Source organism: Glycomyces salinus, assembly GCF_016428645.1.
Classification (GTDB): Bacteria; Actinomycetota; Actinomycetes; order Mycobacteriales; family Micromonosporaceae; genus Glycomyces; species Glycomyces salinus.
In genome coordinates, this window is record NZ_JAELXW010000110.1 from 1 (window position 1) to 26145 (window position 26145).

Consider the following 26145-nt stretch of genomic DNA (forward strand, 5'->3'; position numbering starts at 1 on the left):
GTCGTCGTCCGGGCCGATGGCATGCGGCCAGATAATGCCAATGTGAATATCGGCGACTCCAGGGGTCGCGCGTCAATGCCTTGGCGAGAGTCGATTGTTGCCTGTCATGTCATGTTATCAGCTCACCCTCGGTCGCAATTCTGCATCATTTACAAACGTTCAACGCGTTCGGGCACCTGAGTGGGTCCCTCAATCCAGTAATCTGTGGACATGGGTCTTTTCAGAACATCGGAGCGTCAGAAACTCAAGGATGCCCTCATAAGCCTCTCGAACAGCTATATGCTGGTTCAATTGGGACGTCGAAACGAATTGGATCTCGCGCCCGAGATCGCCGAGATTCGCGACCTGGTAGAACATGTCCGGAATTCCAATGGATCGGAAACCGTAGAACGAGCTTGGCGCGCCGCCCAGCGCGATTCGGTGGTCGGGGTCATCTGGATGGAACACCGCGGACTCAAGGACTCCTGGGTACGATTCGCACGATCGGTCCTCGATGGCTCGTACCAGGTCCCGCATGAGGTTCCAGTCGCGGCTCCGGCGCCGCAGAAGGTCACTCCTGAGAAGGACCTGTCGGAATCCTTCATCGCACAGATGGTCGAAATCGGTGTCGACGTCGAGTCGTTTGAGCGCACGCGTCAGCTAGTCGAAGGCGGCCGACTCGAAGAGGCTGAAGCTCTGCTGGGACAGGCAGCCGAATCGGGAGACCTCTCCGCCAAGACGCTGTTGGCAGGGCTCTGCTACGACCGCGGAGACCTGGTGGACGCCGAGCGTTGGCTCCGGTCGGCCAGCGGCCAAGGCTATGACCTGGCTACCTTCAATCTCGCGACCTTGCTGACGGAGCGCGGTGAGACCCGGGAGGCGCAAGCGCTCCTGGAGCGGCTGAGTGCGGCTGGTCACCCCGATGCGACGTACAACCTCGCGAACATGCTCGCGCGTCAGGGGGACAGCACGGGAGCCGAGGCGCTGTATCGCTCCGCGGCCGAAGCCGGTGTCGGCGATGCCATGCACAACCTTGCATTGATGCTCGATGATCGCGGCGAGGCCGCAGAGGCGGAGGCACTTTACAAGCAGGCGATCGCTGCGGGCGTGACCGACGGCCTCTGCAACTTGGGGGTCATCTCCGGCAAGCGAGGAGACCATGCGAGCGCCGAGCAGTGGTTCCGAAAGGCGATCGACGCTGGAGACCTCAACGCACTTTTCAACCTTGGAGTGCTGCTCGGGACCCAGGGGAAGCAGAGCGAAGCCGAGGACCTGCTGCGGCGGTACGTAGCGGCCGGAGGAGAACTTTAGACGGGATGGGCGGTCGAAACGGAAGTTCACGACGGCGCTCACGTCAGAAGCGATGTCGGAGCTCCGCCGGTAGCCCATCGAAAGCCGCAGGCCGCATCATAGAGAGGGCGTACTCCGATGGATCCCATTTCGTTCGCCATTGCGACCTGGGTGGCGACGAAGCTCGCCGACCAGGCTACGAGCCGGGTGGCCGGGAAGGCGTTGGACTTTGCCGCGGGTGCGTTTCGCCGTGGAGGCGACTCCCCCAAGGTCCGAGCGGCGCTGCTCGCTGCGCTCGCCGCGGCGGTCGAAACAGCGGTCGCCGAGACCTATCCCAAGGACGTCGAGCGTCAACAACATGTGGCCGCGACGCTCCTCGAACGTGACGAGGTCCTCCCGGTCGTCGACGGCACTGACTTGATCGAACTCGACAGCGCGGTCGTCCGCTGGGTCGCCACGCTCGACGCCCCCGTGCGGGACGATGGCGAGCCGACAGTGATCGAACCGAACGAACTTCTGGTCGGCGCACTATGCCGGGCGATTCTGGAACAGATCCGCCGCGAGGCCACCCGCAGGGGCCACCTCCTGCATCCGCTGTGGACCGACTTCCAGATCATGTGCCTCAAACCCCTGCTTTCCAAGCAAGAAGCGCGACTGCGTGACTACTGGAACCCCAATGCGGCCGAAGACGGATTCATCGGCCGCGAGCGGGAACTGGCCACGCTCGCCGCAGCGCTCGAACCCACCGTCGACCGCGGCCGCTTCGTCATGCTCGGTGGCATAGGCGGCATGGGCAAGACTAAGTTGGCCACCGCGTTCGCCCGGAAGTACGGCGACCGCTACGGCGACGGGCGCATCTTCTATGACTTCGAGTCCTACACCACTGGACACGCTCCGGGCACGGCCGACCAGGCGCTGGTGAGAATCCTCCCAACGATCCGTGAAGACCTGTCCAGCGACAGCGTCCAGGCCATGTCAGAGACCGGACGCCTGAGCACGTGGGAGGAGACGACCAGCGGACGTCGGCTCCTGACCGTGTGGGACAACGTCAAGTCGATCGATCAGATCCGCCCGCTGCTCCTGCGCCACGGTGGCTGCGCCACGATCGTCACCAGCCGCGACCAGATCGACCTCGACTCCGAGCGGCTCTGGCTGGACGGACTCGACCCCAAGATCGCCTGTAGGCTCTTTACCGACATCGCCGGCGACCACCACGATTCGGTGCAGGTGCGCCGCCTGGTCGAGGCCGATCTGCAAATCCCCATTCTCATCAAGACCCACGCCCGAGCAGTCCAGACCGGACGGCGCACGCTGGCGGAGATCATCGCCGAACTTCCCAAAGTCACGACCGAACCACGGGCGAGCACCAAGGAGGCCATGTTCGAGCTCCTCGCCGGCTCGTACGAGCACCTCAACCCCGACCAGCAGTTCGCATTCCGGAACCTCGGCGCCCATCCCGGCCTGTTCATAACCGCCGACGCCGCATCGGCGCTCCTCGGATGCGACCTCGACGAGGCACTGAGCCTCATGGACGACCTGGTGGACGTCGGTATGGCCGAGCGACACCATCTCGACCTGGGCGACCCGCCCCGTGAGTTGATCAGCTATACCGCCCATGACATCCTGCGCGCCTATGCCGCCCATCTGGCTGACCTCGAGGGCAGGCTCACTAGCGTCGGGTGCGAGTTGGTCGACTACTACCAAGACTCCCTCAAGAACGGCCGCTTCGGATTCGATTGGCGCCAAATCGAACTCGACAGCATCGTCGCCACAGCGGTGGCCGCGGCAACGCGGGATCATGCGGACCTCGCGCAGGCCGTCGGCGACGAACTGTTCGCGCACGGCCGCCTCACCGAGGCGGCCACCGTTTACTGGCACGCCGCCGAGGTTTACCGGGACACCGGACGTTCAGAGTACGGTCACGCGCTCGTCGGTCTGGCAGACGTCGCCCGTCGGCAGAGCGACCACTCGCACTCATTGGAACTGTGCCGCCAGGCCGTCGCAGTCTTCACCGCCGCTGACGGCGACCGCGACGGCATTGTCAGGGCCTCCATTGCCTTGGGACACGTTGCGAGGCTCAGCGGCCGCAAAGAGGAGGCGCTCAAGGAGTTCGACCACGCGGCCGAGCTCGCCGCCATGGTCGGGAACCGGCCCTCACAGTCGCGGGCGCTCGCCGGAGCCGGGCACTCGCTCCGCCTCATGCGCCGATACGACGAGGCCGCCGAACGCTTCCGACTGGCTGTCGAACTGGGAGATCCGGTCCGGCGTGCCGACGCGCTCCGCGGATACGGCGACATCCTGCGGGCCACGGACAATCCCACCGAAGCTGACCGCTGCTACCGCGATGCCAACGCCGTCTACATCGAGCTGGGAGACCGCAACGGACAGGCCAACGCCCTCCTAGGACGCGGTGCGATCGCGCTGATCCGCCAGGACTGGGACGAGGCGACCCGGCGCTACCGATCCGCTGCCGAAATCTTCACCGACATCGGCAACCGAGTGGGGCTAGGCACCGCCCTCAAGGGCCTCGGCGACGCGGCCCTGGAGGCCGGCAAACCCGACCCCGCCCGTCTATTCCTCCACCAATCCCTTGCCGTCTACGCCGAACTGAATTTCCACGGTGCCAGCCATGTGCGCAACCGCCTGTGGGAGCTCGAACAACGCTTCCCGGCGTGAACCACCGGTACTCATACGTCCCCCGCGCGCTGCGGAATAGAACTAGCAGAACGGAGAACAACATGGGACTCTTCAACCGCGAAGAGATCAACTTCTCTGAACCAGGAGAGGTCGCAGTCGACCCCCAGATCGCAAAGCGCCTTCCCGACGCAGGCGAGTTCCTGCTTTCGCTCCTGTCGGACCTCCAGCCGGATTCCCGCCGTGCCTTGGAAGAGGAGGTGCAGCGCGTGCGCCACCCGAACGGGTCCATTCCGCACTCCAACCTTGGTAGAATCGGGATCCACGATTGGAAGAACGGCCCGCTGACCCACCTGGTGAGGATAACAGCGAAAGACCGCATCATCGTCGGAGTATGGGCGTCGTTCGGACTGGGCCACAAGGACCGGAAGCTGATCGCTGGCACAGCCGAGCGCCTCACCGACACCCAGGGCATCCAGGCCGCCGCGAGTTGGTCGGTCGCCACCAGGGCCCCCGGCCGACTCGATATCGACTCCCTTGCCGAGCAACTGAGAAACGCATGGACAGAGTCCGCTGGGCACATTCGAAACGGGGACGTCATCAAATCGTTCCGTAAGTGGCGACGGTAGCGCCTCAAAGGGAAAGCGAGCGCGATTTTCGAAGGGATCCAGATACCTGCCCTGAATCGGCAGTGTTCGACTCCCATCTCAACATCCCTGGCGCTCAAACCGATATCCGCCTATCCGCCGACGGCGAAGCACCGTCGAAAACCCCGATTCGACGAACGGCACCATTGTCGACGGCGCCAAGATCCCACCAGGGAACCGAGCCCCATACAACGACGGAGACGAGCTCCGACCGGCCTTGGACGTCAAGTCCAAGGTCTGTAGCAGACAGAAATGAAAGGCGCACGAAATGGAGATTCTCTTCCTACTGGTCATCGCCCTCATTGTCTGGGTGGTGGTCGTGCAGATCAGAAAAGGGCAGGCGGACGGTGAGAGCGGCGACTCCGAAGTCCGCCCGTCGCCGCCCCATCGATCGTCGGGTGGGAGGCGGATGAATGCCGCACTCGGCGCCAACCGTAAACTGAGGACCGACCTGACCGCGGATGAGACGCTGAAGCTCCTTGAGTCCCTCATCGAAACCTACCGACCGCGCAAGTACCCCGAGTTCCCTCACGTCACTCCTGCGAGCGCAGAGGTGCGGCCAGGCACTCGTCCCCCCGACCACTTCGTCGAAATCAGCGACGCCGCAGATGAGATGTTTTTCCTCGCGATCTGGGAGGAGCAATCGACATGTGAAATGGGGCTATTCGCCCTCGACCAGAAGGATTTGAACCAAACCACGCTGATCGGCAACTGGAAGATGCGCGACGGTTCACTGACCTCGATAGGACGGTTCGACGCGGGCACGATCGGGCTGCGGGCTCCGCAGATCCCGCCCGACTACGTCCAAGAGATACTCACAGCGGGCGGACGCCCCGTAACACCTGCGAACGTCGCCGCACTGACCGAACACCTGGCCCTCCAGTTCGTAGTCAAAGCGCACCAGTTCGTGAGCGGGACACCGTCGATGTCTGCGGAAGCCTTCGCCGACCGCCACCGCCCGGTGCAGTCGATCGATGACATCCAGCGCATGCTGGATGACCTGGCCACCATCCGGAGTCTCGTCGCGTACATTCAGGATGTTCCCTGGAGGCTCCGCGCGATCATCCTCCACAACACTGGACCCGGAACGAGGTGGGATGAGATGCCCGATTGACTTGCAGGTGAGGGATGGGACGATACTATCCGTCCTACAAGCCGAGCGCGACCTTCTCGCAATAGAGGTTGCCCACGCAGCGAGGGGCACCTCCCCAACTCCACCTGCTCCGGCAGGAGGAATCCAAATAGAGGCTAAGCTACTTCGATCATATAATGTGGACAATAGGAGTACAAATGTCGCTGAACGATCTCATCCGGAGACCAGAGCTCTGCGAACACATCTGGGGCTTCTTGTGGATCCAGCCGGATCACGAAGTTATGGGCGATGCAGAGAAAAATGCGCTCTATAAGCTTTATCACCTTTGCGAATTTCCGGACCCGACACACTTTATGCGCTATTTCGCGAAGGCTGATGCCGCGAAAATGAACTTGCTCGGCGAGGCAGCGACGAGACCCGTTGAAATGGATGAGTTCATAGACGCTGTGGAAATTCTTCGCATGTCCGACATGCTAGAAGCTGAGCACCTCCAGGCTGAAAAGATCTCACGACTTCGCGCGCTACCGTGGCGAGGCCAGAACCAGTTGTGACCGACAGAGTCGCAAATCCCATCAATCGTTCCCATGCTCTCTGGAGCACGGCGTCCGTTCGATGCGGTGGCGGCCATGCTTGAGGGGCGGAACACGATCGGCGTGATCGAGCGGTGGCCGCGGATGCCCCGCAGGTCGTTCTCGAAGCGGTCGGTGCCAGGAAGGTCAAGGTAGTATTCGGGCCACGATTCGCGCCACGAGGGTATGACACCTGCCGACCTCGCACACCCGCAGCAGGTCCGGGCCGGGCCCGTCGTGCATCTGGGCGATCACCGTAGCGAGTTAGGTGGTTTTGCGGCCGCGGAGTTCGAGGGTCCAGCCCTCGACCGAGTTGCCGAGGGCGCGTTGGAGCTTGGCACTGCGCCTTGGCGAGTGCTCCTCGTCGAATAGGTTCTCCATGTTCCACCACGCGAGACGGTAGGCCGATCACATGACAGTCGCTGCCCTTCGGTCGGCCGAAAGTTTCCTCGGGGTGCTGAAAAACGAGTTGGTGTCACGGGTCTCATACGCTACGAGAGCTAAGCTGGGGCAGGACATTATGGCCTGGATCGAGTTGTGGCACAACCAGAGATGCCTGCATTCGGCCAACGACTACCGCCCACCGATCGAGGTCCGGGAAGCGTTCGAGCTGGCCCGGTCATAGCCCAGTACACGTAAGACAGATTCAACAACGCAGTATCCGGATTCTCCAAGGAGCCTCAGAAACCCGGCCCGGCACCACCTCACATGGCTGATGACAGATCGGGATAACTCATCACACCAAAATGGCCACAGACGAATTGAGGCTAGACCGAGGAGCTGGTCGCCTGCTACTGTCAGTCATAGGTGACCAAGTTGGACCTGAGGAGTCTCACATGGGGAAGAAAGAAGAGATCATCGCTGCCGCCAAGGCGCTGGTGTTCGCGGCGGGTATGGCATCCGCAGTTGCAACGGCGGATGTGCAGAAGGCTGCCTCCACTATCGCAAGGAACTACGGAGAGACCTCCGCTAGGAAGATCGAAGAAGAGATCCGCGAGCACATCAGGAAGGGCGCGTAGTTCCAATGGGATTTGACCGTGACTCCTTGCGCGCAGACCTGGGTGACGAAGAGGCGCGAAAGCAGAAGGCCGCTCAGCGTGCATACGACTTGCTGATTGATTACGTGGCAACGGCGACCGAACTTGGCGTTCAGCCCCGCAGGGTAGAGGCAGGTTCGCTTGTGCTCACAGCGACTGGCATTTCGCTGGCGAGCTGGCCGAAGGCGTCGGACGGTTCGATTAGCTACTACCCGTTGATCACATCCAGCCAATTCAATCATGTCTGGCTGGCTGCAGAGTCTCAGGGTCTTTCCGTGACTCCTGGCAATCAGTTCTTTCTCAGGGGCAAGGAGCTCCCAGCAACTGAGGCAGCAGCCTGGCTCGCCTCCGTTGCTGATTTCGACGAGCAGGTCATCCTCGAAACGCTCGAGAATGCCTTGAGAGGAAACCTAGCGTCGGTCTAGCTGGGGCCTGACCCGATTAGCTTGGTGAGCCAGCACGAATACGCGGCAGGGTAAGCCCGAGCCAGCCCGGCCGATACTCTCGCGGCCCATTCCGAGGAGCTACCCCGACCACGGAACCGCTGCTCACCAAACTAATCGGGGTAAGCCCCGAGCACGTCATGGGTGACTGCTTGCCGTAGGTTCGCCAGGGTGGCCAGGAGCTGGTCGATGAAGACCAGCCGGTACTTCCCACCGGCGCCGACGGCTATGCGACCGGGAGACGAGGCGGTTGATGCGCTACTGCTCCCAGATTGGCCCGATCTCGGCCGCGATCGCAGCTATCTCTTCGGGCGTCAGTCCGGAGACTCTCCGGTCGCCAACGATCGCCTCACGCACTCCGGTCCCGTCATGGGACGATGATCCACACTGAAGCCGTTGCGGGCCAGGCATAACCACACACGAGATCGTTAGGCGTTTGACAGCTGCCGACTTTCCTTCCCTCGATCGTGTTCGTTCAAGCGGACGGAGTTTGTCGACTAACTGTCGAGTCGTCATGTCCTACTTTCGGGTTGAATACCTTCAGTACGAATCGACTTTGACCAATAATATTCGGTCTTGGATGGGTTCGAGCTTGTGGTGACTGATGCGCAAGAGGACTGATCAACCATCCCCAGCCCGCGAGGCAGAACTCTGCTATCAGAGACTGAAGCAGCTTCAACAACAAGAATCCTGCCGCATGCACTTGGAGTCAGACAATGCGCGAGGACACAGCCGGCATCGGTGAGCGCAACGGCGAGGCCGTTACGGCATCGGTGCGCTCCGAACTACAGGTCGCTGCTCTGCGAGTTGAGAACTTCCGTCTGCTGAAGGACGCGTGCCTGGGTTTGGAGCCCACGGTGACGGCGCTCGTGGGCCGCAACAACACCGGGAAGACCTCGCTCTCCGATGTGCTGAAGCGCTTCTGCCGTTCGAGAGATCCGGGCTTCTCGATAGAGGACTTCTCCGCCGAGGTGTATTCGCAATTTCATGCTGCTTTCGAGCGTTATCTGGCCGGGGACGAGGCCGGAGCGCGAGAGGTGCTCCCGCAGATCCGTCTGACCATCGACGTCGAGTACGACCCTGAGCTTCCCGAGTTCGGTCCACTGGCGGAGTTCGTTATCGACCTCGACCCCGATTGCCACCGGGTCCGCATCGAGTTCGAGTACGTCCTGGGAGACGCGAAGTTGAGCGAGCTGTTCGCGCCTTGCCAGGACGCAAGTGCTGATATCGAGCTCGCGGTGCTGCTGGCGCGCATCAAGGACCAGATCGAGGTGACTTACCGTGGGACCGTCACCGCTGTCGATCCGATGGACCCCACGAATACCAAGCCGGTCGACTTCTCCGCGGTGCAGCGCCTGATCACCATCGACTGTCTCAACGCTCAGCGAGGGCTCGACGACGAGAAGGACCGGCCGAAGGACTTGATCAGTCAGCGGTTCCACTCCATGTTCGCGGCGGCGATGAAAGCCGCTGAGGAGTCCGACCACCGCAAGTTCGCACTCGAACTCGAGGACGCACTCAAGGAGGTGCAGAAAGATCTCGGGGAAAAGGTCGGAGAGGCGATGGCCAGACTCGTGCCGGCGCTGGAGAGGTTCGGATACCCGGGGCTCCATGGCCAGAAGCTGGTCACCTCGACCAGCCTCGATGTGAAGAGTCTGCTCGGCGATCACACCAAGGTGCACTACGACGGAGCGGCCGGCGTGCAGCTGCCAGAATCCTACAGCGGTCTGGGGTCGCGGAATCTCGTCCTAATCCTGCTCACCCTGTTCAGCTTCTACCGGGCCCAGGCTGCGCGCGGCACCACGCCCGGCATCCACTTGGTGTTCATCGAGGAGCCCGAGGCGCACCTCCACCCGCAGATGCAGGAGGTGTTCATCGCGCGCCTCGGTGAGATCCGCCGCCTCTATCCAAGCCTCGACGAACTGCCCGGACTGTGGGGTGCGCAGTTCTTGGTCTCCACGCATTCGTCCCATGTGGCTAATCGTGCGCCGTTCGCAGCGATCCGGTACTTCCTCGTGGAGTCCCAGCAGGAGGATGCAGTGGGCCGACGCGCAGAGATTCTCGACCTGCGTCAAGCCCACGGCTTGGACGAGCGCTTCCTGCACCAGTACCTAACCTTGACGCAGTCCGATCTGTTCTTCGCGGACAAGGCGATCTTCGTGGAAGGGACCAGTGAGCGGCTGATCGTTCCCAAGGCCATCGAGAGGACCACACCGCGACTCGGCCAGCAGTATGTGACCCTGCTGGAAGTCGGCGGCGCGCACGCCTACAAGTTCTTCCCGCTCCTGGACTTCCTGCAGATCCCCGCGCTCGTGATCACTGACATCGACCCCGTTGCCCAGCATGACGGCAAGGGGCAAAGGAAGAAGGCCCTCGTTTGCAAAGGCGAGCGAACCGGTAATGCCACCATCAAACGGTGGTTCGGTGACAAGGAGATGACACCGGATCGGCTGATCGAGGCCGCCGAAACCGAAGAGGTCCGCCGCCCGCAGCTTTACCTCGCCTACCAGGTTCCCGAAAGCGAAGGCAGGCCCTGCGGCCGATCCTTCGAAGAGGCGTTCATCCTCGCCAACCCCGATGAATTCGAACTCCCTACGTCCACCGACCGGGCCATGGCCGAAGCCGCGAGCATGGAACTGGCCGGGGAGCGCGTGAAGAGTGAGTTCGCCTTGACGTACGCGATCGACCGTCAGGGATGGCAGACGCCGCGGTACATCCAACGAGGACTCGAGTGGCTCGAGGCGACGCCGACCGCTGCCGGAGCGTCCGAGGACGGGACGGTGATGGGGTAATGAGCGCACCGGACACGGCCGCGCTCGCTGCGGACCGCGCCTTCGAGCAGCTCCTCGCCGCACTGGCCGAACGCCGGAATTTCCGACTCGAGGCCGGTGCCGGCGCGGGGAAGACCACCGCGCTGCGGCGGGTGGTGCGCGCCGTGCTCGACGACCGCTTCCGCTATCTGCCGCGACCGGACCAACAGATCGCCTGCATGACCTTCACCAACGTCGCCCGCGACGAGATCCTGAAGGACACCGATACCCACCCGGCCGTCTTCGTCGACACGATCCACGGATTCCTGTGGGCCATGATCAGACCCTTCCAGAAGGCGATGCGGGCCATCATCCTCGAATCCGACGAGTGGAGAACGACGCTCGAGGACACCCCCACGCTCAATGGCATCGCCGTCGACTACGAGCTCGGCTACCGCGCCAAGACCGACCGCGCGATCACGCTCCATCACGACGACGTCCCAAGAATGGCCACCGAGCTATTCGGAAGACCCAAATTCCGGCAGCTGATCGCCGACCGGTACCCCATCATCTTCATCGACGAATACCAGGACACCCACAAGGGGCTCATTGAGGCGATGCTCGGCGACGACCAAGCGCCTGCGTCGGCCTCCCCGGTCTTCGGGTTCTTCGGTGACCACTGGCAGCAGATCTACTCCGAGGCCGGGGGCGCCATCGAGCATCCCTCGGTCCGATCCATTCCGGTGAACGCCAACTTCAGGTCCGACAAGGCGATCGTCAACTTCCTCAACCGGCTCCGGCCCGAGCTCGTCCAAGCCCCGGCTTCCGGCGCGGCGACCGGAACCGTGACCGTCTACCACACCAACGCATGGTCGGGCCAGCGCGGCACGCGCCACCAGAAGGGACAGATCGCCCCGGAGGCGGCCACGGCCGCCCTAAACTGGGTGCTTGCCCACGCACCGCGCGAGCGCTGGGGAGATCCGGCACTGGAACCGAAGACGCTGATGCTCACCAACACCGCCATCGCCAAGGAACTCGGCTACGGCACCATCGCCGCGGCGTTCCGCGACAGCGAGCGGTATATCAAGAAGACCGACGAGGTGATCGCCTATCTTGTCGACATCATCGCGCCTGCTGTTGACGCGTTCTCCCACCGCCGGTATGGCACGCTGTTCACTGCGCTCAACCAAGCCCGACCCACCCTTGGAAGCAACCACGACAAGCGCATTTGGAGTGACTTCTTCACCTCCCTCATCGACGTGAGCGAGCGCGGCAGCATCGGCGAAGTGCTCGACATGCTGGTTAATCAGCACTTGTTCAACGTACCGAAGGCCATAATGGAACGCCATCGTGAACTTGCAGCCGTGCTCACGCGAGTCAGAGGCGACGACGCTGAGGTGATCGACTCGAAGCTCGAGCGATTGCAGAAACTCCGTGCGGCACCATTCGACGAGGTCCGAGCACTCAAGGCCTATATCGAGAACCAGACCGATTTCTCCACCAAACACGGCGTCAAGGGCGCCGAGTTCGACAATGTCATCGCGGTAATGAGCAGAAGCTGGGCCAGGTACAACTTCGCCGAGATGCTCTCCTTGCACCCCCGTCGCGCCGATCTCAAGGATTCCGAAGCCGCACGATACGAGCGGTCCCGGAACCTCTTCTACGTCGCAGCCTCCCGTGCCTGCCACAACCTCGCCCTGCTCTTCACACAGGAACTCGATGACACCGCACTCGCGACCATGACCGACCTCGTCGGCGAGGACAACGTCTTCAGCCTCGACTTCGCCGACGAGAACACGCCCATCGGACACCATTGAAAAGGTAACCTGATGACAGGTCTGGGGCTGACTGCCGTATGACCTGACTCGCCGACCCGCCCAGCGCGGACCGTGGGGAGTATCCCAGTAACGGCTCTGTCGCAGATTCGGCTCTGGTGCACTTTCGGTGGTAGCGATCATCAAGGTGATAACCGCTCAGCTGTGTTCTGAGTGATCCTTTGCGGTGGATTGCCCAAGTGCCGAGTCAGGCGATCACCAGTTCCACGTCCAGGTCAATGATGCGTTCGCGCGCGACTTCGTCCGGGCCGTCGTCGGTTACGTTTACGACCGACGTGTGTTGCTATGCGGGTGCGCGCTCAGTCACGATTGCGGTGAATTCGTGTCTGGCCTGTTCGAGGTCGAGGCCGGGTAGGAGGTCGGCTACCCGCCATGTGACCAGGCGTGCCTGTCTGACCAGATAAACACCGACACGGGTGATCGGCCGATGACCGGTCAAGAGCGCGTAGGCCAGGGTTTGCAGGAGCCATTCCCGGAGCTTGGGCTCGGGCTCGATCGTGCACTTGATATCGACCAGTGTCGAACCAAGGATGAGATCGGCGACGGCGTACCGGTCGATAAGCTTGACGGCGACGTCGACCGGCAGGCCCAGGGCATCGAGCTGCGCCCGACCGAACCGGCGGTAGGCGCTCCAGAGACTGCTGAGCCAGGGAGTTTCTTCGATCGGGGTATAGACCATTTGCCACACGTGTGGTGCGGTGAGCACACCTCCTGGCTCGGCGTGCTCAGGGTCGTGAAGCAGTGTGATTACCTTCGTGAGGTTCCAGCATGCGGTCACCAGCCGGAGCGCGTCGCGTTCAGGGAGGTCGGAAGGGCGATAGCGGCGCTGCCAGTTTGTCCATGTGCTGCTTACAGGATCTGCCCTGTTGGGCGGCTGGAACCCCGCGGCGCTGACCAGTGCAGCGGCGCGATCGCCGCCGTCGGCGCTGAATCCATCGAGCTCGGAGCGGTAGGGGACCGCTTGCGCGAGGTCGAAGCCGATGGCCCATTCCATGGCGAGCCCGCAACGGGCCGCGGTGTCCGGGTCGTAGCCGTCACTGATGTCGCCGATTTCCGGGTGTGGAGCACACTGGTCTGGCCAGGCGTCCTGATACGGTCCGAGGTCAGTCAAGTGGCGATCGAGGTAGTCGCGCACCGGGCTGGAGCAGCTCAAGTCCTGCGTTAAGGTCACGCACGCCACTGTCCCGCCGAGGCTTCGGGATGTCAAGAATCCTCTCGTTACCCCACCGCGAGCGACGGGACAACATCTGGCGTCAGCTCGAGCGCTCACGCTGCGGATCCCTTCGCCGTTGGAAGCCCCTGCTCGGCCCAGGCGTGGCTGTCAAGCGCTGGTTCGATGGACTCGCATGGTGATCGGGTAGTGGTCGGAGAAGCCGTCGGTGTTGACTGGTTTGCCCATGCCGCCGAACGCGACCGGTGCCGGGTAGGTGCCGGTGCCGACCAGGGCCGCTGGTTCGGTGACGATGCGGACACTGGCCGGATCGGCGCGCAGCGGCGAGTCCTGGCTGATCATGTTCTTGCCGACCAGGAACTGGTCGAGGACGTTGGCGAAGTTCTGGAAGTAGAACGTCCCTGCCGGGACCGCCCGGCCGTGTTCATCGGTGCGGTCGTGGGATCCGGCCAGGGGCCAGGTCAGGTTCCACAACCTGGGCGCGGTGGTCGCGGACAGGACCTTAGCGCTCTGCCGGGTCGAGAGCGCGTGCTCGGTCAGCGACCAGTCGTGGGGTTCGTCATTGAAATCGCCCATGGCGAGTACCGGGGTGTCGGGGCCGTGGACCTCGAGGGCGCGTTGGTGGAAGTAGGCGAGGGTCTCGCCGGCGACGGCCCGGTACGGGGCTGATTCGAGTTCGCCGCCGGAGCGGGACGGCCAGTGGTTGCCGAACACCGCCCAGGTCATGCCATCGTCGGTGGTGACATTGACTTGCAGGAGTTCGCGGGTGCCGGTGCGGCGCATGACCACGTGCTGGAAGATCTGCCCCTCGGGGACGCTGAACAGGGCCGGGTCGTAGAGGAAGGCGACGTCGATGCCGCGCCGGTCGACCGTGTCGGCATGGGCGATGCGGTAGTCCCGGCCCGGCAGCAGGTCATCGACCGCCGCAGCCAGGGCGGTGAGGACGAACTCGTTCTCGACCTCGCACACCCCTAGCAGGTCTGGCCCGGCACCCTCGTGCATCTGCGCGATGACTGAGGCGAGTTGGGCGATCTTGCGGTCGCGCAGCTCGGGCGTCCAGCCTTCGATCGACTTGCCGAGGGCGCGTTTGAGTTTGTCGCTGCGTCGAGGCGAGTTTTCCTCGTCGAAGAGATTCTCGAGGTTCCACCATGCGAGGCGATACGCCGATCCCATGCCAATAGGTCCCCTCGTATTGACTATGGGCCCATTTTGGAGCCGGACCCTGTCTTGACCCTACCGAGTGATGCGGTCGCTTGGGGTCCGCCGCGCCCACCGGTGGAGCGGAGCAGGCTGCTCATGCAGCCCGAGGCCGGTGCCCGTCCCGGGGCCGAGGAAGTGAGGTCAGTCAGTCCGGGGCGGCTGCCCGCCGGGTTGCTGCTTTGTCGGCGAGGTCGGAGGCAAGGTTCTGGACTGCTCGATGCGCGATCAGGCACAGGCCAAGTACGGCATCGATGGCGATCACCGCCGCTGGACTGCGCGGATCCACGATGAGCACGACGACGCTCAGCCCGAAGATGAACAGGAATACAAGGTTGGTGACCCGTCGGCGTTCGGGATGGTCCTCGCGCATGGAGGACGTGGTGTAGCGCTCGGATCGACGCATAGCCAGGGCGACCTGGTCCCAGACCATGAACAGCGCGAACACCACGACGAGCAGGACGGTCTCAGGGATCGCGGAAGCTCGCCGGCTCGCGGCGGTCTCGGCGGTGGTGGCGACGAGCCAGAACAGGTAGACGTGGGTCATCTCGATCGAGAACTGCGCCAAGGGCAGGTTGAAAAACTCGATCCGGTAGGTGGATCGGCCGGTGCTGTTGTGGTAGCCGATCCAACTGGTGATCACCAGGACCGCAGCCAGAATCAGATGGGCCGCGCCGGCCGCAGGGAGACCATCTGCTGAGCTCAGGTCGAGGGTCTTGGTGATCACGGCAGCGAAGAGCACGCCGACGAACAGCATGCCGATGGTGTGCCCGTCCTGTTGGGGTGCAGGCGCTCGCGGTGCGACCAATAGGGGAGTCCTTGCGGGTCGAGGGGCTGGTTCCATCGGCGAGCCAGACTTCCTAAGCGAAAGTCCCTTGGCGACGCCGCGACCAGTGTTGAGTCTAGCGAATTCGGCACTGGCGCAGGGAGACTCGGCGGCGGTTCTTGCTGGTTCAGTCGGTAATGCGGAGAATTGGCTTTGGCCGATCCGTGGTGGGTCGGGGCGAATCGGCGGTGATTGCGCTATTCGGGCCGCTCGAGTTCTGGTCGCTGGCAGCGGTGTTAATCGGATTCCAACGTCCTGCCGGGCGCATGCGGCCGTGTTCATGGGTGCGTCGTGAGCTCCCAGACGGTGTCGTGGGCACCGTACTTCGTCGCGCTGTCTTGGGGTTGGGCCTGTGCGGCGGCGATGATGAGGTCGGCGAGGGCGTGCAGGTTCACCGCTGGCTTCCTGTTGCCGTGGACTCGGACGCGGAGGGCATCACTGGTCTCGCGCTGCCGCGATAGGGGAGCGGTGGCCGCCGTTCGATGCTGGGGCAGCTGGCCGCTGAAGTCCTCCTCGGCGTCGATGTGGAGTTTGTCGAAGCACAGATGGTCCAGGGTCTTTCGCAGCCCTCCGCGTAGTTGCCGGAGCAGCAGTGGCGGCCGGTTGAGCAACGCGAACATGGCGCCGGCGCTCTCTCGGGCTGCTTCGTGGTTGGCCGAGCGGTCTCGGGTCTCGTTCAGGCGCTGTTTGATGAAGGCGCGTTTGTCGTTGACCAGCTGGAGGCGCTCGGTGAGCTTCTCGTGGGGCCAGTCGGGTTGGCCGAGCAGTTCGAGGCATTGGTCTTCGAGATGATTGAGCCGGGTCCGCTCGGCCCGGAGTCGGCGTCGCAGCGCGGCAGTGGCGGTGCGCCGGTCGATCGCGGCATCGGTGAGGCGCTGTTCGATGACGGCCAGGTCGTGCGGGGCGAAGGTGATGGTGGCCCAATGCGCCTCGACGGCCGCCTCGACCAACGCCAAGGGCAGGCGTGGCAGGTCGCAGGCATGTAGTTGCTTGCCGGTGCACAGGTAGTAGAAGTACTGTCGGTCGTAGCGGTTGCGGACCGGTTCGAGCACCAGCCGCCGCGAGCAGCGCCCGCACCACAGCAGGCCCTTGAGATGGTGGTCCCACTTGCGTTCGCGGGTGCCACGGTGCCGGTCGGCCAGGACCCGCTGGACGCGGTCGAACAGGTCCTGGCCGACCAGCGCGGGATGGTTGCCGGGGTATTCCTGGCCGCACCATTGGACGTAACCCAGATAGGTGCGGTCGCGCAGCATCTTGGCCACCTGCGCGGTCGTGACCGGCGATCCGGCCGGGTGCGATCGGGTCGGACGCGTCCGCAGCCCGGCGGTGACCAGAGCCTCGCGCAGCCGGCGCAGGGAGTATTGGCCGGTGGCATAGAGCCGGAACGCGGTGTCAATGAACGGGGCGCGTTCGGGGTCGATCGCGATGGCCGCGGTGGTGCGGCCGTCGATGGTCACGCGCGTATTGCGGTAGCCGAGTTTGGCGCGGCCGGGGGTGCCGCCGCGGGCGGCTTTGGCGGCCATTTTGAAGGCGACATCGGCTCCGAGTTTGCGGGAGTGGTATTCGTTGACCCCGTCGAGGATGAGGGTGACCAGGTCGCCTTCGGGGCCGTTCTCGGAAGGTTCTTGGACCGAGAGCAGCTCGACGCCGATCTTGCGGAACTCCTCGCGGGTGACCATGGCTTCGTAGGCGTTGCGGAAGGCCCGCGAGCGCGTGTACACCAGGACCGCCTCGATGTCGCGGGTGTGCAGGACGCGTTCGAGCAGTTGCCGGAATTGGGGCCGGCGGTCGATCGCCGTCCCCGACCCGCCGGCCTCGGGGTACTCGGCGATGATCTCCAAGCCGTGTTCGACCGCGAAGCGCTGGCAGGCGGCCTGCTGGCTGGCGATCGAGTCACCGTACGCCTCGTTGGCTGTCCCGGTCTGGGCTTGCCGGGTGGTGGAGACACGGTAGTAGGCGACCGCGCGACGCGGTAGCAGCTGGCTCATCTCGATATCCTTCCCTAACGGGCAGGTACGACCAGCTCGTCGGAAGACTCGAGCGGGCCCTACTGTCGGAATCGTGCTCAAGGGCATTAACGAGTGAGGCGGGAAGGGGTAACGGCCTGTTTTGTTCGGGAGCGTCGCGGCTCCTGGCGCACCTGTGCGCCAGAAAGTGAGCCTTCGCCCCACCCATGGGGTCGGGTGTGTGCCTATAGGACCCTGGTGGTCGCGTGCGGTGATAATCAACGGGTGTATTTCGTCGAATTGCCGCGCCCGGTGCTGCGCTCGGTGGCCTGGGCGCAGCGTCGCTGGTGGCGGCTGCGCCGACCGACCACGTTCGGGGTGAAAGCATTCCTGAGACTGCCCGACGGGCGCTTCCTGGTCGTCCGGCATGCCTACGGCGACACCGCAAGGTGGGGCCTGCCCGGAGGAGGCTATCGGCCTGGGCGAGAGAGCCCGGCCGAGGCCGCCGCAAGGGAAGTGCGGGAAGAACTGGGCCTCGCCATCGATCCGGTCGGATTCGAGGTACTGGACCGGGCTCTGACCACTGCCGAGGGAAAGCGCGACACGGTGACGATCCTGACCGCCCAGGCCCCGAGCCACGAGATCAGGCTGGCTGCGGAACTCGCCGAAGCGCGCTGGATCGCCGGTGTGGACGAGCTCGATGCTGCGCCGGTGTCACGACGGTTGAAGATGGCACTTGCGCTCACCGGTCGCCGGTGAGCGTTCGCTGGTCGTGGCGAGTGCGTTGTGATCGCTTGGCGCATCTGCCGGCCTTGGCGTTGGCCACACCATGCTTCACCTGCGGAACTGGTCTAGCCGATCCGGATTCCACACGCGTTTGGCGAGCGTGAGGACCAGTTCCCGGCGTTCTTCCTGTTCGGCCTTGCCGAAGTGATCGAACGGCCGGAATGGCAGCCCTGATGACGCCACGAACGCGCTGAACTGCGGTTGGTGCTGGTAGGCGGCGGCGGTGAGGCTGGCGGCGTAGCGGTTCTGCTTGGCGTAGCGCGGGGCCTTGTGCTCGAATGGCTGATCCTGGTAGCTGCGGTTGACGTCGGCCGGGAGCAGCACGAGGCCGCCGACGTGGTTGCGCCACTCGTCGAAGTCCTCCCGGGTCGGGCACTCGCCCCGGTAGCGGTCGTATTTGTCGGCCCAGAGGTGCTCGATGTCGCATGGGTTCTTGGATGAGCGGTCGACGTACTTGTCGAACAGATCCGCTTGCCCTGACTGCTGCTCGGTGTAGGCGGTGAGCCGGGCGAGCAGGTGGTAGATATAGCGTTTACTGAACTGGTTCAAGCGCAGGTCCAGGATGCCGCGCCGGCCACGGCGTGGGCTGCCGTCGAGGGAGACCTCGGCCTCGTCTTGGTCGAGTTTTTCGCGCAGGGTGTCGATGAGCCCAGGAAGCGGCTTGTTTCTGATGTCGCGGCACAGCAGCCACATCGCATAGCTGACGCTGGAGTAGCCGACGCGGATGTAGTTGACCGTCCGGCGCATCAGCCAGATATCGAGGTAGGTGGCGGTCGCTGCGAGCTTGCGCCGCACGGTTTCATCCTCGTCGTGCGGATTCAACGGTGCCAGCAGGACGGTGCTCTGCCATGTGAACTCGTTGTGCTCGTTGTAGAAGATCGCCTCAAGGCCGGAGGTGTAGGTCCGGCTGGCCTGCAAGATCGTCTGGTAGGCGCGCGCGAAGAAGGGGAACTCCTCGGTCATCAGTGCGAGGTTGCCGGTCATGTCGCCCGCGCCGACGCGGGCGGCGTGATCGCGGAGCCAGCGGTGGAAGGTCGAGCCGATCAGCTCCCAGTCGCGGTCGACGGCGCCGGCCTTGCGGTCACGGGTCGAGTCAGCGTACTTTGCGCGCAGCCACGCTTTCACACATGCTGCGTCCCGCTCGGTGTCCGGGTCGGGCTCCCATGATATGAGGTCGAGGACGGTCTTCTTCCAGATCCGGTTCGCTCTCGCCCGCTCCTCCTCGTCTTTGATCGGGGCCAAGAGGTAGGCCTTGAGCATGTCCACCGGGCTCAGCGGTTTACCGCGGTCGTTCATGGTCTCGAAGATCGAGTAGGCGTGGGCATCGGTCTCGGTGGCGATCTCGATCAGACCGACATTGAACATCAGCCAGTAGATGAAGGTCTCCAGACCCGCGTCGAGATCATCGGCCAGGCCGAGACTCTCCAGGTCTCGGTACCGGGCGATGATCGTCTGGATGGACTCGTCCTTGCCGTCGACCGTGTAGTCCTTGCCGTTGAATAGGGCGTCAAGAACCGGCAACCGTTCGGCGATATCCAGGTTGAACTTCCGCTCGCCGTAGTCGTCGGAGTAGATCAGCGGCTCAATCGTGGAGGTGACCGCCAGTGCCCGCTGCCTGGCCTCGCGGTACAGCTGGATCAGCAGCAGCGTCAGCGAGGTGACCCGCTGCTGACCGTCGACCAGGTAGCTTTTGTTGCCGCGCCGGGTGACGATGATCGAACCGAGGAAGTAGTCACCGTACTCGCTCGCCGCCTTCGGCGAGTCGCCATCACGATAGAAGGCCGCGAACTTCGCTTGCAGGTCCGAGACGAGCTCCTCGATGTTCTTGCGGTCCCACTTGTACTCGCGCTGGTACTCATCGATCGCGAACGACCGCGTCTGCAGCAGTTCCTTGATCGTCCGGTAGTGAGGGGTGATACTGGCCATGCCCGGTGCTCCTCGAACCATTGGCGCTTACGGGGACCTGTCGAATCTAGCGAGACCCTCCATCGAAGACAACCTCACTAGTCGCGTAGGCGGGTGACGGGTGCACCGCGTCCTCGGTGGGGTCTGCGGTTGGGCGCGGGCGACCTCATCGAACTACAATGGGATTTGGTTGCTTTGCCCCCTGTCTGATTGCTAGAAGCGCGTATGTCTCCCTCGGGTAGTTCGGGTGTTCTACGCGATCAGCGCCGCTGCCCCGGAGGTCGTCATGGAGTTCGGTATCCTCGGACCGCTCCAACTGACCCGTGACGACATGCCCGTGGCCGTGCCCGGCCGCGTCCTTCCCCGCCTTCTGGCGGTCCTGCTGCTGGAGGCCGGGCATGTGGTGCCCCGCGACCGGCTCATCGACGCCGTCTGGGAGGACGAGCCGCCCGCAACCGCGGTCCGCCAGATCTTCAACACCGTCTCGACCGCGCGCGGCCTGCTGCTGGACTCCGACACCGCCGAGATCGAGAAGATCGGCGAGGGATACCGGCTCACCTCCCGCCTCGAGCAGCTCGATGCGCTGCGCTTCCAGTCGCTGGTGCGCCTGGCCCGCGAGCAGGTCGCCGCCTCCGAACCGCAGGCTGCCCTGGCGAGCCTGCGCGACGCGCTTGGGCTGTGGCGGGGACCGGCGCTGGCCGGGATGACCGGGGTGATCATCGAGGCCGGGGCGCGCCGGTTGAACGAGGAGCAGGCCGCCGCGCATGAGGAGCGGGCCGAGATCGTCCTGGCCCTAGGCTCGGACGAGCCGATCACCGCCGACCTCCAGCGGATCCTCGACGCCCACCCCTACCGGCAGCACGCCGCCGAGCTGCTGATGACCGCCCTCCACCGTGCCGACCGGACCGTCGAGGCCCTGGAGGTCTACGAGTCGGTGCGCACCGGCCTGGCCGACGACCTCGGCATCGACCCCGGGCAGCGGCTGCGGGACCTGCACACTGCGATCCTGCGCGACGACCCCTCCCTGGACCCACCGAAACCACTACCACCGCCGCCGAGGCCGCCAGCCGACTCCCTGCCGCCGCCCCCGCAACCGCCGGACGAAAGCGTCCACTTCACCGGCAGGGACGACCGGTGGCGGGATTATTGGGAGCCTGACACCACTGGCGCAACGTTTGTCGGACGTGATGTGGAACTGCGCCGGCTTAGCGCATCCCTCAGCACAGTGGATGAGTCCGCGCAGATTCAGGTCGTCACGGGGTTCGGTGCCCTTGGCAAGACCGCACTGGCGGTCGCCTTCGTCAAGCGTCACCGGTCCCGATTCGACGGTTGCGTCTTCTACGACTTCCATTCGTATGGCCCCAATCGGCCCGAGACGGCAAGTGACGCCCTGCTCAAGATCCTCCCGGTCGTATCCGGGCTCCCGGTGGCGCAGGTGGCCCGGATGCCGCCGGAACAGCGTGTGGCCGCTTGGCGGGCCGCCACCGGAGGGCGGAGGTTGCTCTCGGTGTGGGACAACGTCAAGGACCCGACCCAGATCCAATCGCTGATCTTGCGAAGCCGTGGTTGCGTCACGCTCGTCACCAGCCGCGACCAGCTTGATATGGAGACCACCGACGCTCCGCTCGGGCTCGCGGCCCTCGGCAGCACCGAGGCGATCGCAATGTTCAGCAGGATCGCCGGCGAAGACCATCCGGCCAGCCTGGTCGGTGAACTGGTCCGACGCGATCTGTTTGTGCCGGTCCTGGTGCATTCCCATGCCCGGAAGGTCGCCTACGGCACACCCTTGCAGGACATCGTCGACGATCTGCCCGAGACCCCGGCGAAATCCACCGTGGCCTCCTACGAGGACCTGTTCGATCGGCTTGCGGGTTCGTACCGCCATCTCACGCCCGGACAGCGACGGGCCTTTCGGGCCTTCGGAGCACATCCGGGGGCTACTGCGACTCTGGGCAGCCTGGCGGCCATCCTCGCTCAGCCGATCTCCGACGTACGCGCGCTCATCGCGGGAGTCGTTCGGGCCGGTCTGGCAGAGCGCACCCAGATCCCAGGCCCTTCTGCAGGAGCTGAGTTGCGGACATACGCTGCTCACGATCTGATCCGTGCCTTCGGCACCCACCTCGCCAAGGCCGAGCAGATCCACGACACAGGCAGTGAGTACCAGGCGTTTCGAGAAACGCTGGTCCAGTACTATCAGGCACGCCTTCAGGCGTATACGCCCGAAGCATACGAGTGGTTCCAGTCCGAAGCAAGCAGCATCATCGGCGCCGCCGTCGGTGACTCAAGCCTACAGCACGCGCGGTTGGCGCTTGCTATTGGCGATATCGCCCGACGCCACAATCATTACGACATCGCCGAGGCTGCACTCGAACACGCCAATCGCACGTTCCAACTGCTGGGTGACGAGGCTGCCAGCGCGCGAGCTATGCTTGGATTGGGCAAAGTGGACCGACTGCGTGGTGAGTACCCGCAGGCCACAGAGCACTACCGCATCGCCCGCGAACGATTCGAATCGACCGGCGAGTCGCGTGGAGCCGCCGATGCGCGCTGGGGGTTGGGGCAGATCTCCTGGTTGCGAGGCGAATTCGAGATGGCCGAATCCAACTTCTCTGCGGCCCTGCAACGTTATACGAGCCTCGATGACAAGTGGGGGATCGCCGAAGCCCATCGTGGCCTCGGCCAGGTAGCGACCTCGCTGGGTGACCTCGCAGCAGCCGAGACGCAATTGCAGTCGGCCTTGGAGCGCTATACCGTCATCGGTGATCAGGCCGGGGTCGGCGAGACGCTGCGGACTCTGGGGATCGTCGCGCACCAGCGGAACGATCGTCGCCAGGCACGTGAACGGATACAGCAGTCCCTCCTCACCTACCAGGAGATCAACAACCGCGGCGGCATAGCCGACGCCCAACTGGAACTGGGACAGGTAGCGCTCGACGAAGGCGAACTCGACGAAGCCGAACACCACCTGACTGCCGCATTGGAGACCTTCATAGCGATCGACGAGCGACACGAAGCCGCCAAGACCCGACTCACCTTGAGCGAAGTGACAGCCCAGCGTGGCGACCGGGCGGCCGCGTCTGTGCAGCTCCAAACGGCTCAGGAGGGCTTGCTGCTGCTCGGACTTACGGACCACTCGGCGTAGTCGGTGCAACCCGACTACGAACCTTGTAGTGCTGTCCGGTTTCGCTTAGGGACATGCCGTGAGCGCAGATCGGCCAAGTTGCGTCCAGGTCCGCTTCCGCCGAGGATCACCACCGTCCGCGTTCGCTGCGCCAGCGTCTGACTCCGGTCGAGATCGAGGCGCTGGTTGCCTCGTACCTTGCTGGCGTGGGTCAGCCGGTATTGGCCGAGAGTTACGGCATCGGCTTGACGAGCGTCAAGAAGCTGATCCGGTTGGCTCCCAAGTAGGCGGCCGGTGGTATTCGTGCGACCTCCGTTGATTAGCGAGGGCGCAAACTCAGCCCTGGTCTGCTTCGACTCTCCACATGGCGAGAATGTCGCTCGTAAACTTCTCGCGGACTTGCTTCCGTTTCCCATTGTTGATCTCTGTTGCGAGGTTGCGTAGTTCCAGTGCTCCCGATCCTCGCCATCCGTCGTGGAGGGCTGCCGCGAGTAGGTCGTTGGGGTCGAACTGGTGGCCATTTGGCCTGAGGTGGTTCATCAGTCCGTCGATCACCCTGGACTTGTCGCGCCGATCGAGGATTGTTCTGCCGTGGTTGGTGGTGTGGGTGAAGGTCGCCATTGCCTGCCGGACGACCGGATCGGCGATGATGGGGTCCTTCGCTTCGATTGCCTGCCCCCCAAGTGATGCTGGGCGAAAAGCGGTGATCCAGGGCTGTACGCCGACCGAGCCGGGCAGGGCACCATCGTGTTCGGGTCCCCATACCTGGACGGCGACGATGGCGGAGTTCCGTCCTTCGTCCTCAAGTTGGCAAAGTGAACCGACAGATGGGGTGTAGGCGATTACCGGTCCGCTGGTGTGTTCGCTTGTGCCTTTCGCCGTCTCGAGACTGACCTTGACTCCCCGCTTTTCGATTTGCTGCAGAGTGTTGGAGCTGTGAAGGGCACGCTTTTCTGGAAGGCGGAGCTCGATCTCGCTATGGCGGCCGTTCGTGCGATCGAGACACCAGCGCAGGGCGATCGCGACGCCCTCCGGATCGGCGAGAATCGGAAGCGCAACGTAGGCGCGCTCCGGCTCTTGACCATCTGTCTTCATACCCGAACCATACCGTTGGGAGCCGGTGCAACGGGGAAATCCACTTGAGGATGTCTTTCGATCGAGGCGCTGGTAGCAGCCTACCGTGCCGGAGCGAACGACGGGGCCGACCACATCGCCCTGTTCATCGCCGCGCTCGCCCAGATCCCGGCCGCGGCGCGGCGCAAGGTTCTGGTCCGGATCGACAGGGTCGGCGCCTCACACGCCCTGCTGGATTACTTCCATTCCCTCTGCACCGCATGGAGACGGGTGTATTATTGATTAGAAACTTATTGGTTGAGCATCGCGTGTGGTTGGTGTGCGCGATGATCTGAGGGTGGATATGCGCAGGCTCTCGCCCCCGCAACAGGAAACGCTGCGGAAGCGGGTGATGGCCGCGGTCAGCGACGGCATGACCACCGCTGAGGCGGTGCGGGTGTTCGGTGTCTCTCGTGGTTCGATCCGGAACTGGAAGGTGCGCTATGACACCGGTGGCGCGGCTGGCCTCTCCTCGGGAGTGCCGGGGCGGCGGCTCGGTGAGCAGACGAAGCTCTCGGCTTCGGAGGCCGAGGCATTGGTGGGGTCGATCATCGATTACGAGCCCGAAGCCTTGGATCTGGGCGGGAAGCTGTGGACCCGCCGGAAGGTCCGCGTCCTGGCCGAGCGGCTGTTCGGGGTCTCCTTCACCGAGCAGGGCATGGGCAAGCTGCTGCGGCGCATGGGCTTCAGTTTTCAGCGTCCGGACCGGCGCGCGATCGAGGCCGCTCCGGAGGCGATGCGCGAGTGGGTCGAGGTCACCTACCCGGCCTTGCGCGATCGGGCCCGCGTCGAGGGCGCGGCGATCCTGTTCGGGGACCAGGTCGGAGTGCGTTCCGACCATCTGGCCGGGCGCACCTGGGGCCTGAAGGGACAGACACCGGTCGTGGCCAGGACCGGGAACCGGTTCGGTCTCAACGCCATGTCGACCATCTCGACCCGAGGCCAGCTGCACTTCACAGTCTTCCGCGAGTCATTCAATGCCGAGGTGTTCATCGCCTTCCTCGATAAACTGCTGGGCCAGTTCGATCAGAAGATCCACCTGGTCGTCGACGGGCACTCGGCTCACCGCGCCAAGATCGTCCGCCAGTGGGTGGAGCGCCGATCCAAGCGGATCGAGCTCCACTGCCTACCCTCCTACGCACCCCATCTCAACCCCGACGAGCTGGTGAACGCCGACTTGAAGCGGTACCTAGCCGACCAGGTGATCATCGATCGCGATCAGATGGAGCGCTCGGTACGGTCGTTCTTCCATCGCGTGCAGAAGCTCCCCGCCCGCGTCCTCGGCTACTTCCAAGCGCCGCATACGAAGTACGCCAGATTAGCTGCCCAGTCCGTGGTCGCATCAGAGGCGTCGGTGACCCTCACTAGACTCTCGTTCATGTCCACCCCTGTTGGGTTCACCTGCTCATGCTGCGGCGAACACCATGCAACCTTGCCGATGGGATACTCGACGACGGCCCCGGCCATCTGGGAACCGAGCTTCGCTGATGCCCCCGACTGCCTGCTCTCTGCGGATCAGTGTGTCATCAAAGCGCAGCATTTCTTCGTCAAAGGCCTGATCGAAATACCGGTCCTCAGTAACGATGACGTGTTCTCCTGGGGCGTTTGGGTCTCGCTCAGTCGCGAAAACTTCGCCCGTATGGTGGACCTGTGGGAAACGCCAGGGCGCGAGTCCACCGAGCCGTACTTCGGTTGGTTGACCACCGAGCTACCGGTTTATCGGCCCAGCACCATCAACCTCAAAACCAACGTCCATACCAGGCCTGAAGCCCCCCGGTATGTGTGAGGGACCTATCTGTGAGA

Annotated in this window: 20 protein-coding genes; 14 read left to right on the plus strand and 6 right to left on the minus strand. The window is 63.8% G+C overall.

Features of this window, described 5'->3' with window-relative positions:
- Positions 1-210: 210 nt before the first annotated feature.
- The 11 genes from JFB92_RS21325 to JFB92_RS21375 all read left to right on the plus strand — a co-directional run bounded on the left by JFB92_RS21325 (position 211) and on the right by JFB92_RS21375 (position 12259).
- Positions 211-1290: a tetratricopeptide repeat protein gene (locus JFB92_RS21325; RefSeq protein ID WP_199043359.1), complete on the plus strand. Its 1080-nt coding sequence runs from the start codon at positions 211-213 to the stop codon at positions 1288-1290.
- 117 nt (positions 1291-1407) lie between these two features.
- Positions 1408-3945, plus strand: a complete 2538-nt coding sequence (locus JFB92_RS21330; RefSeq protein WP_199043360.1) for a tetratricopeptide repeat protein — start codon at positions 1408-1410, stop codon at positions 3943-3945.
- A gap of 62 nt (positions 3946-4007) precedes the next feature.
- Positions 4008-4532, plus strand: coding sequence for a hypothetical protein (locus JFB92_RS21335; protein WP_199043361.1), 525 nt, complete (start codon positions 4008-4010; stop codon positions 4530-4532).
- 112 nt (positions 4533-4644) lie between these two features.
- Positions 4645-4806 carry an FHA domain-containing protein gene (locus tag JFB92_RS27045; RefSeq protein ID WP_372451672.1) on the plus strand — a complete coding sequence of 54 codons (162 nt, stop codon included), beginning with the start codon at positions 4645-4647 and terminating at the stop codon, positions 4804-4806.
- A 12-nt stretch (positions 4807-4818) separates the two neighbouring features.
- Positions 4819-5664, plus strand: a complete 846-nt coding sequence (locus tag JFB92_RS21345; RefSeq protein ID WP_199043362.1) for a hypothetical protein — start codon at positions 4819-4821, stop codon at positions 5662-5664.
- A 176-nt stretch (positions 5665-5840) separates the two neighbouring features.
- Positions 5841-6194, plus strand: a complete 354-nt coding sequence (locus JFB92_RS21350; protein ID WP_199043363.1) for a hypothetical protein — start codon at positions 5841-5843, stop codon at positions 6192-6194.
- 430 nt (positions 6195-6624) lie between these two features.
- Positions 6625-6837 (plus strand): IS3 family transposase, encoded by a 213-nt coding sequence (locus JFB92_RS27050; RefSeq protein WP_199043364.1) that lies wholly within the window; start codon positions 6625-6627, stop codon positions 6835-6837.
- A 211-nt stretch (positions 6838-7048) separates the two neighbouring features.
- Positions 7049-7231: a hypothetical protein gene (locus JFB92_RS21360; protein WP_199043366.1), complete on the plus strand. Its 183-nt coding sequence runs from the start codon at positions 7049-7051 to the stop codon at positions 7229-7231.
- 26 nt (positions 7232-7257) lie between these two features.
- Positions 7258-7674 carry a hypothetical protein gene (locus JFB92_RS21365; RefSeq protein ID WP_199043367.1) on the plus strand — a complete coding sequence of 139 codons (417 nt, stop codon included), beginning with the start codon at positions 7258-7260 and terminating at the stop codon, positions 7672-7674.
- Positions 7675-8408: 734 nt separating this feature from the next.
- On the plus strand, positions 8409-10484 hold the full coding sequence (locus tag JFB92_RS21370; protein WP_199043376.1) for an ATP-dependent nuclease: 2076 nt from the start codon (positions 8409-8411) through the stop codon (positions 10482-10484).
- Positions 10388-12259, plus strand: a complete 1872-nt coding sequence (locus JFB92_RS21375; protein WP_199043378.1) for a UvrD-helicase domain-containing protein — start codon at positions 10388-10390, stop codon at positions 12257-12259. The genes JFB92_RS21370 and JFB92_RS21375 overlap by 97 nt, the downstream gene beginning before the upstream one ends.
- Before the next feature lie 301 nt (positions 12260-12560).
- Here the strand turns inward: JFB92_RS21375 and JFB92_RS21380 are convergent, their stop codons facing one another.
- The 4 genes from JFB92_RS21380 to JFB92_RS21395 form a co-directional block, all read right to left on the minus strand.
- Positions 12561-13448, minus strand: a complete 888-nt coding sequence (locus JFB92_RS21380) for a hypothetical protein (protein ID WP_199043380.1) — start codon at positions 13446-13448, stop codon at positions 12561-12563.
- A 150-nt stretch (positions 13449-13598) separates the two neighbouring features.
- Positions 13599-14621 (minus strand): endonuclease/exonuclease/phosphatase family protein, encoded by a 1023-nt coding sequence (locus tag JFB92_RS21385; RefSeq protein ID WP_199043382.1) that lies wholly within the window; start codon positions 14619-14621, stop codon positions 13599-13601.
- Between the two features lie 172 nt (positions 14622-14793).
- Positions 14794-15402 carry a hypothetical protein gene (locus JFB92_RS21390; RefSeq protein WP_199043385.1) on the minus strand — a complete coding sequence of 203 codons (609 nt, stop codon included), beginning with the start codon at positions 15400-15402 and terminating at the stop codon, positions 14794-14796.
- Positions 15403-15749: 347 nt separating this feature from the next.
- A complete protein-coding gene (locus JFB92_RS21395; protein WP_199043387.1) occupies positions 15750-17459 on the minus strand; it encodes a recombinase family protein in 1710 nt (569 codons plus the stop codon).
- 243 nt (positions 17460-17702) lie between these two features.
- Here JFB92_RS21395 and JFB92_RS21400 point away from each other — a divergent pair, with 243 nt between their 5' ends.
- Positions 17703-18176: an NUDIX domain-containing protein gene (locus tag JFB92_RS21400; protein WP_199043394.1), complete on the plus strand. Its 474-nt coding sequence runs from the start codon at positions 17703-17705 to the stop codon at positions 18174-18176.
- Positions 18177-18251: 75 nt separating this feature from the next.
- Here the strand turns inward: JFB92_RS21400 and JFB92_RS21405 are convergent, their stop codons facing one another.
- The gene (locus tag JFB92_RS21405) at positions 18252-20129 is read right to left on the minus strand and encodes a DUF262 domain-containing protein (protein WP_199043395.1); all 1878 of its coding nucleotides are present in this window, start codon (positions 20127-20129) and stop codon (positions 18252-18254) included.
- A gap of 226 nt (positions 20130-20355) precedes the next feature.
- Between JFB92_RS21405 and JFB92_RS21410 the strand changes: the two genes are divergently transcribed.
- Positions 20356-23250 carry a BTAD domain-containing putative transcriptional regulator gene (locus tag JFB92_RS21410; protein WP_199043396.1) on the plus strand — a complete coding sequence of 965 codons (2895 nt, stop codon included), beginning with the start codon at positions 20356-20358 and terminating at the stop codon, positions 23248-23250.
- A gap of 315 nt (positions 23251-23565) precedes the next feature.
- On the opposite strand, the gene JFB92_RS21415 is transcribed toward JFB92_RS21410, so the two are convergent.
- The gene (locus tag JFB92_RS21415; protein ID WP_199043397.1) at positions 23566-24324 is read right to left on the minus strand and encodes a DUF1889 family protein; all 759 of its coding nucleotides are present in this window, start codon (positions 24322-24324) and stop codon (positions 23566-23568) included.
- Between the two features lie 322 nt (positions 24325-24646).
- Here JFB92_RS21415 and JFB92_RS21420 point away from each other — a divergent pair, with 322 nt between their 5' ends.
- Positions 24647-26128 carry an IS630 family transposase gene (locus JFB92_RS21420; protein ID WP_233163639.1) on the plus strand — a complete coding sequence of 494 codons (1482 nt, stop codon included), beginning with the start codon at positions 24647-24649 and terminating at the stop codon, positions 26126-26128.
- The last annotated feature ends 17 nt before the right edge of the window (positions 26129-26145 follow it).

Bases quoted from the DNA above. Each gene is read 5' to 3' on its own strand.
- JFB92_RS21330 (WP_199043360.1), top strand. From the start codon at position 1,408: ATGGATCCCATTTCGTTCGCCATTGCGACCTGGGTGGCGACGAAGCTC.
- JFB92_RS27050 (WP_199043364.1), top strand. From the start codon at position 6,625: ATGACAGTCGCTGCCCTTCGGTCGGCCGAAAGTTTCCTCGGGGTGCTG.
- JFB92_RS21405 (WP_199043395.1), bottom strand. From the start codon at position 20,129: ATGGCCAGTATCACCCCTCACTACCGGACGATCAAGGAACTGCTGCAG.
- JFB92_RS21360 (WP_199043366.1), top strand. From the start codon at position 7,049: ATGGGGAAGAAAGAAGAGATCATCGCTGCCGCCAAGGCGCTGGTGTTC.
- JFB92_RS21345 (WP_199043362.1), top strand. From the start codon at position 4,819: ATGGAGATTCTCTTCCTACTGGTCATCGCCCTCATTGTCTGGGTGGTG.
- JFB92_RS21395 (WP_199043387.1), bottom strand. From the start codon at position 17,459: ATGAGCCAGCTGCTACCGCGTCGCGCGGTCGCCTACTACCGTGTCTCC.
- JFB92_RS21350 (WP_199043363.1), top strand. From the start codon at position 5,841: ATGTCGCTGAACGATCTCATCCGGAGACCAGAGCTCTGCGAACACATC.
- JFB92_RS21375 (WP_199043378.1), top strand. From the start codon at position 10,388: ATGGCAGACGCCGCGGTACATCCAACGAGGACTCGAGTGGCTCGAGGC.
- JFB92_RS21370 (WP_199043376.1), top strand. From the start codon at position 8,409: ATGCGCGAGGACACAGCCGGCATCGGTGAGCGCAACGGCGAGGCCGTT.
- JFB92_RS21335 (WP_199043361.1), top strand. From the start codon at position 4,008: ATGGGACTCTTCAACCGCGAAGAGATCAACTTCTCTGAACCAGGAGAG.
- JFB92_RS21325 (WP_199043359.1), top strand. From the start codon at position 211: ATGGGTCTTTTCAGAACATCGGAGCGTCAGAAACTCAAGGATGCCCTC.
- JFB92_RS21415 (WP_199043397.1), bottom strand. From the start codon at position 24,324: ATGAAGACAGATGGTCAAGAGCCGGAGCGCGCCTACGTTGCGCTTCCG.
- JFB92_RS21420 (WP_233163639.1), top strand. From the start codon at position 24,647: ATGCGCAGGCTCTCGCCCCCGCAACAGGAAACGCTGCGGAAGCGGGTG.
- JFB92_RS21385 (WP_199043382.1), bottom strand. From the start codon at position 14,621: ATGGGATCGGCGTATCGCCTCGCATGGTGGAACCTCGAGAATCTCTTC.
- JFB92_RS21390 (WP_199043385.1), bottom strand. From the start codon at position 15,402: ATGCTGTTCGTCGGCGTGCTCTTCGCTGCCGTGATCACCAAGACCCTC.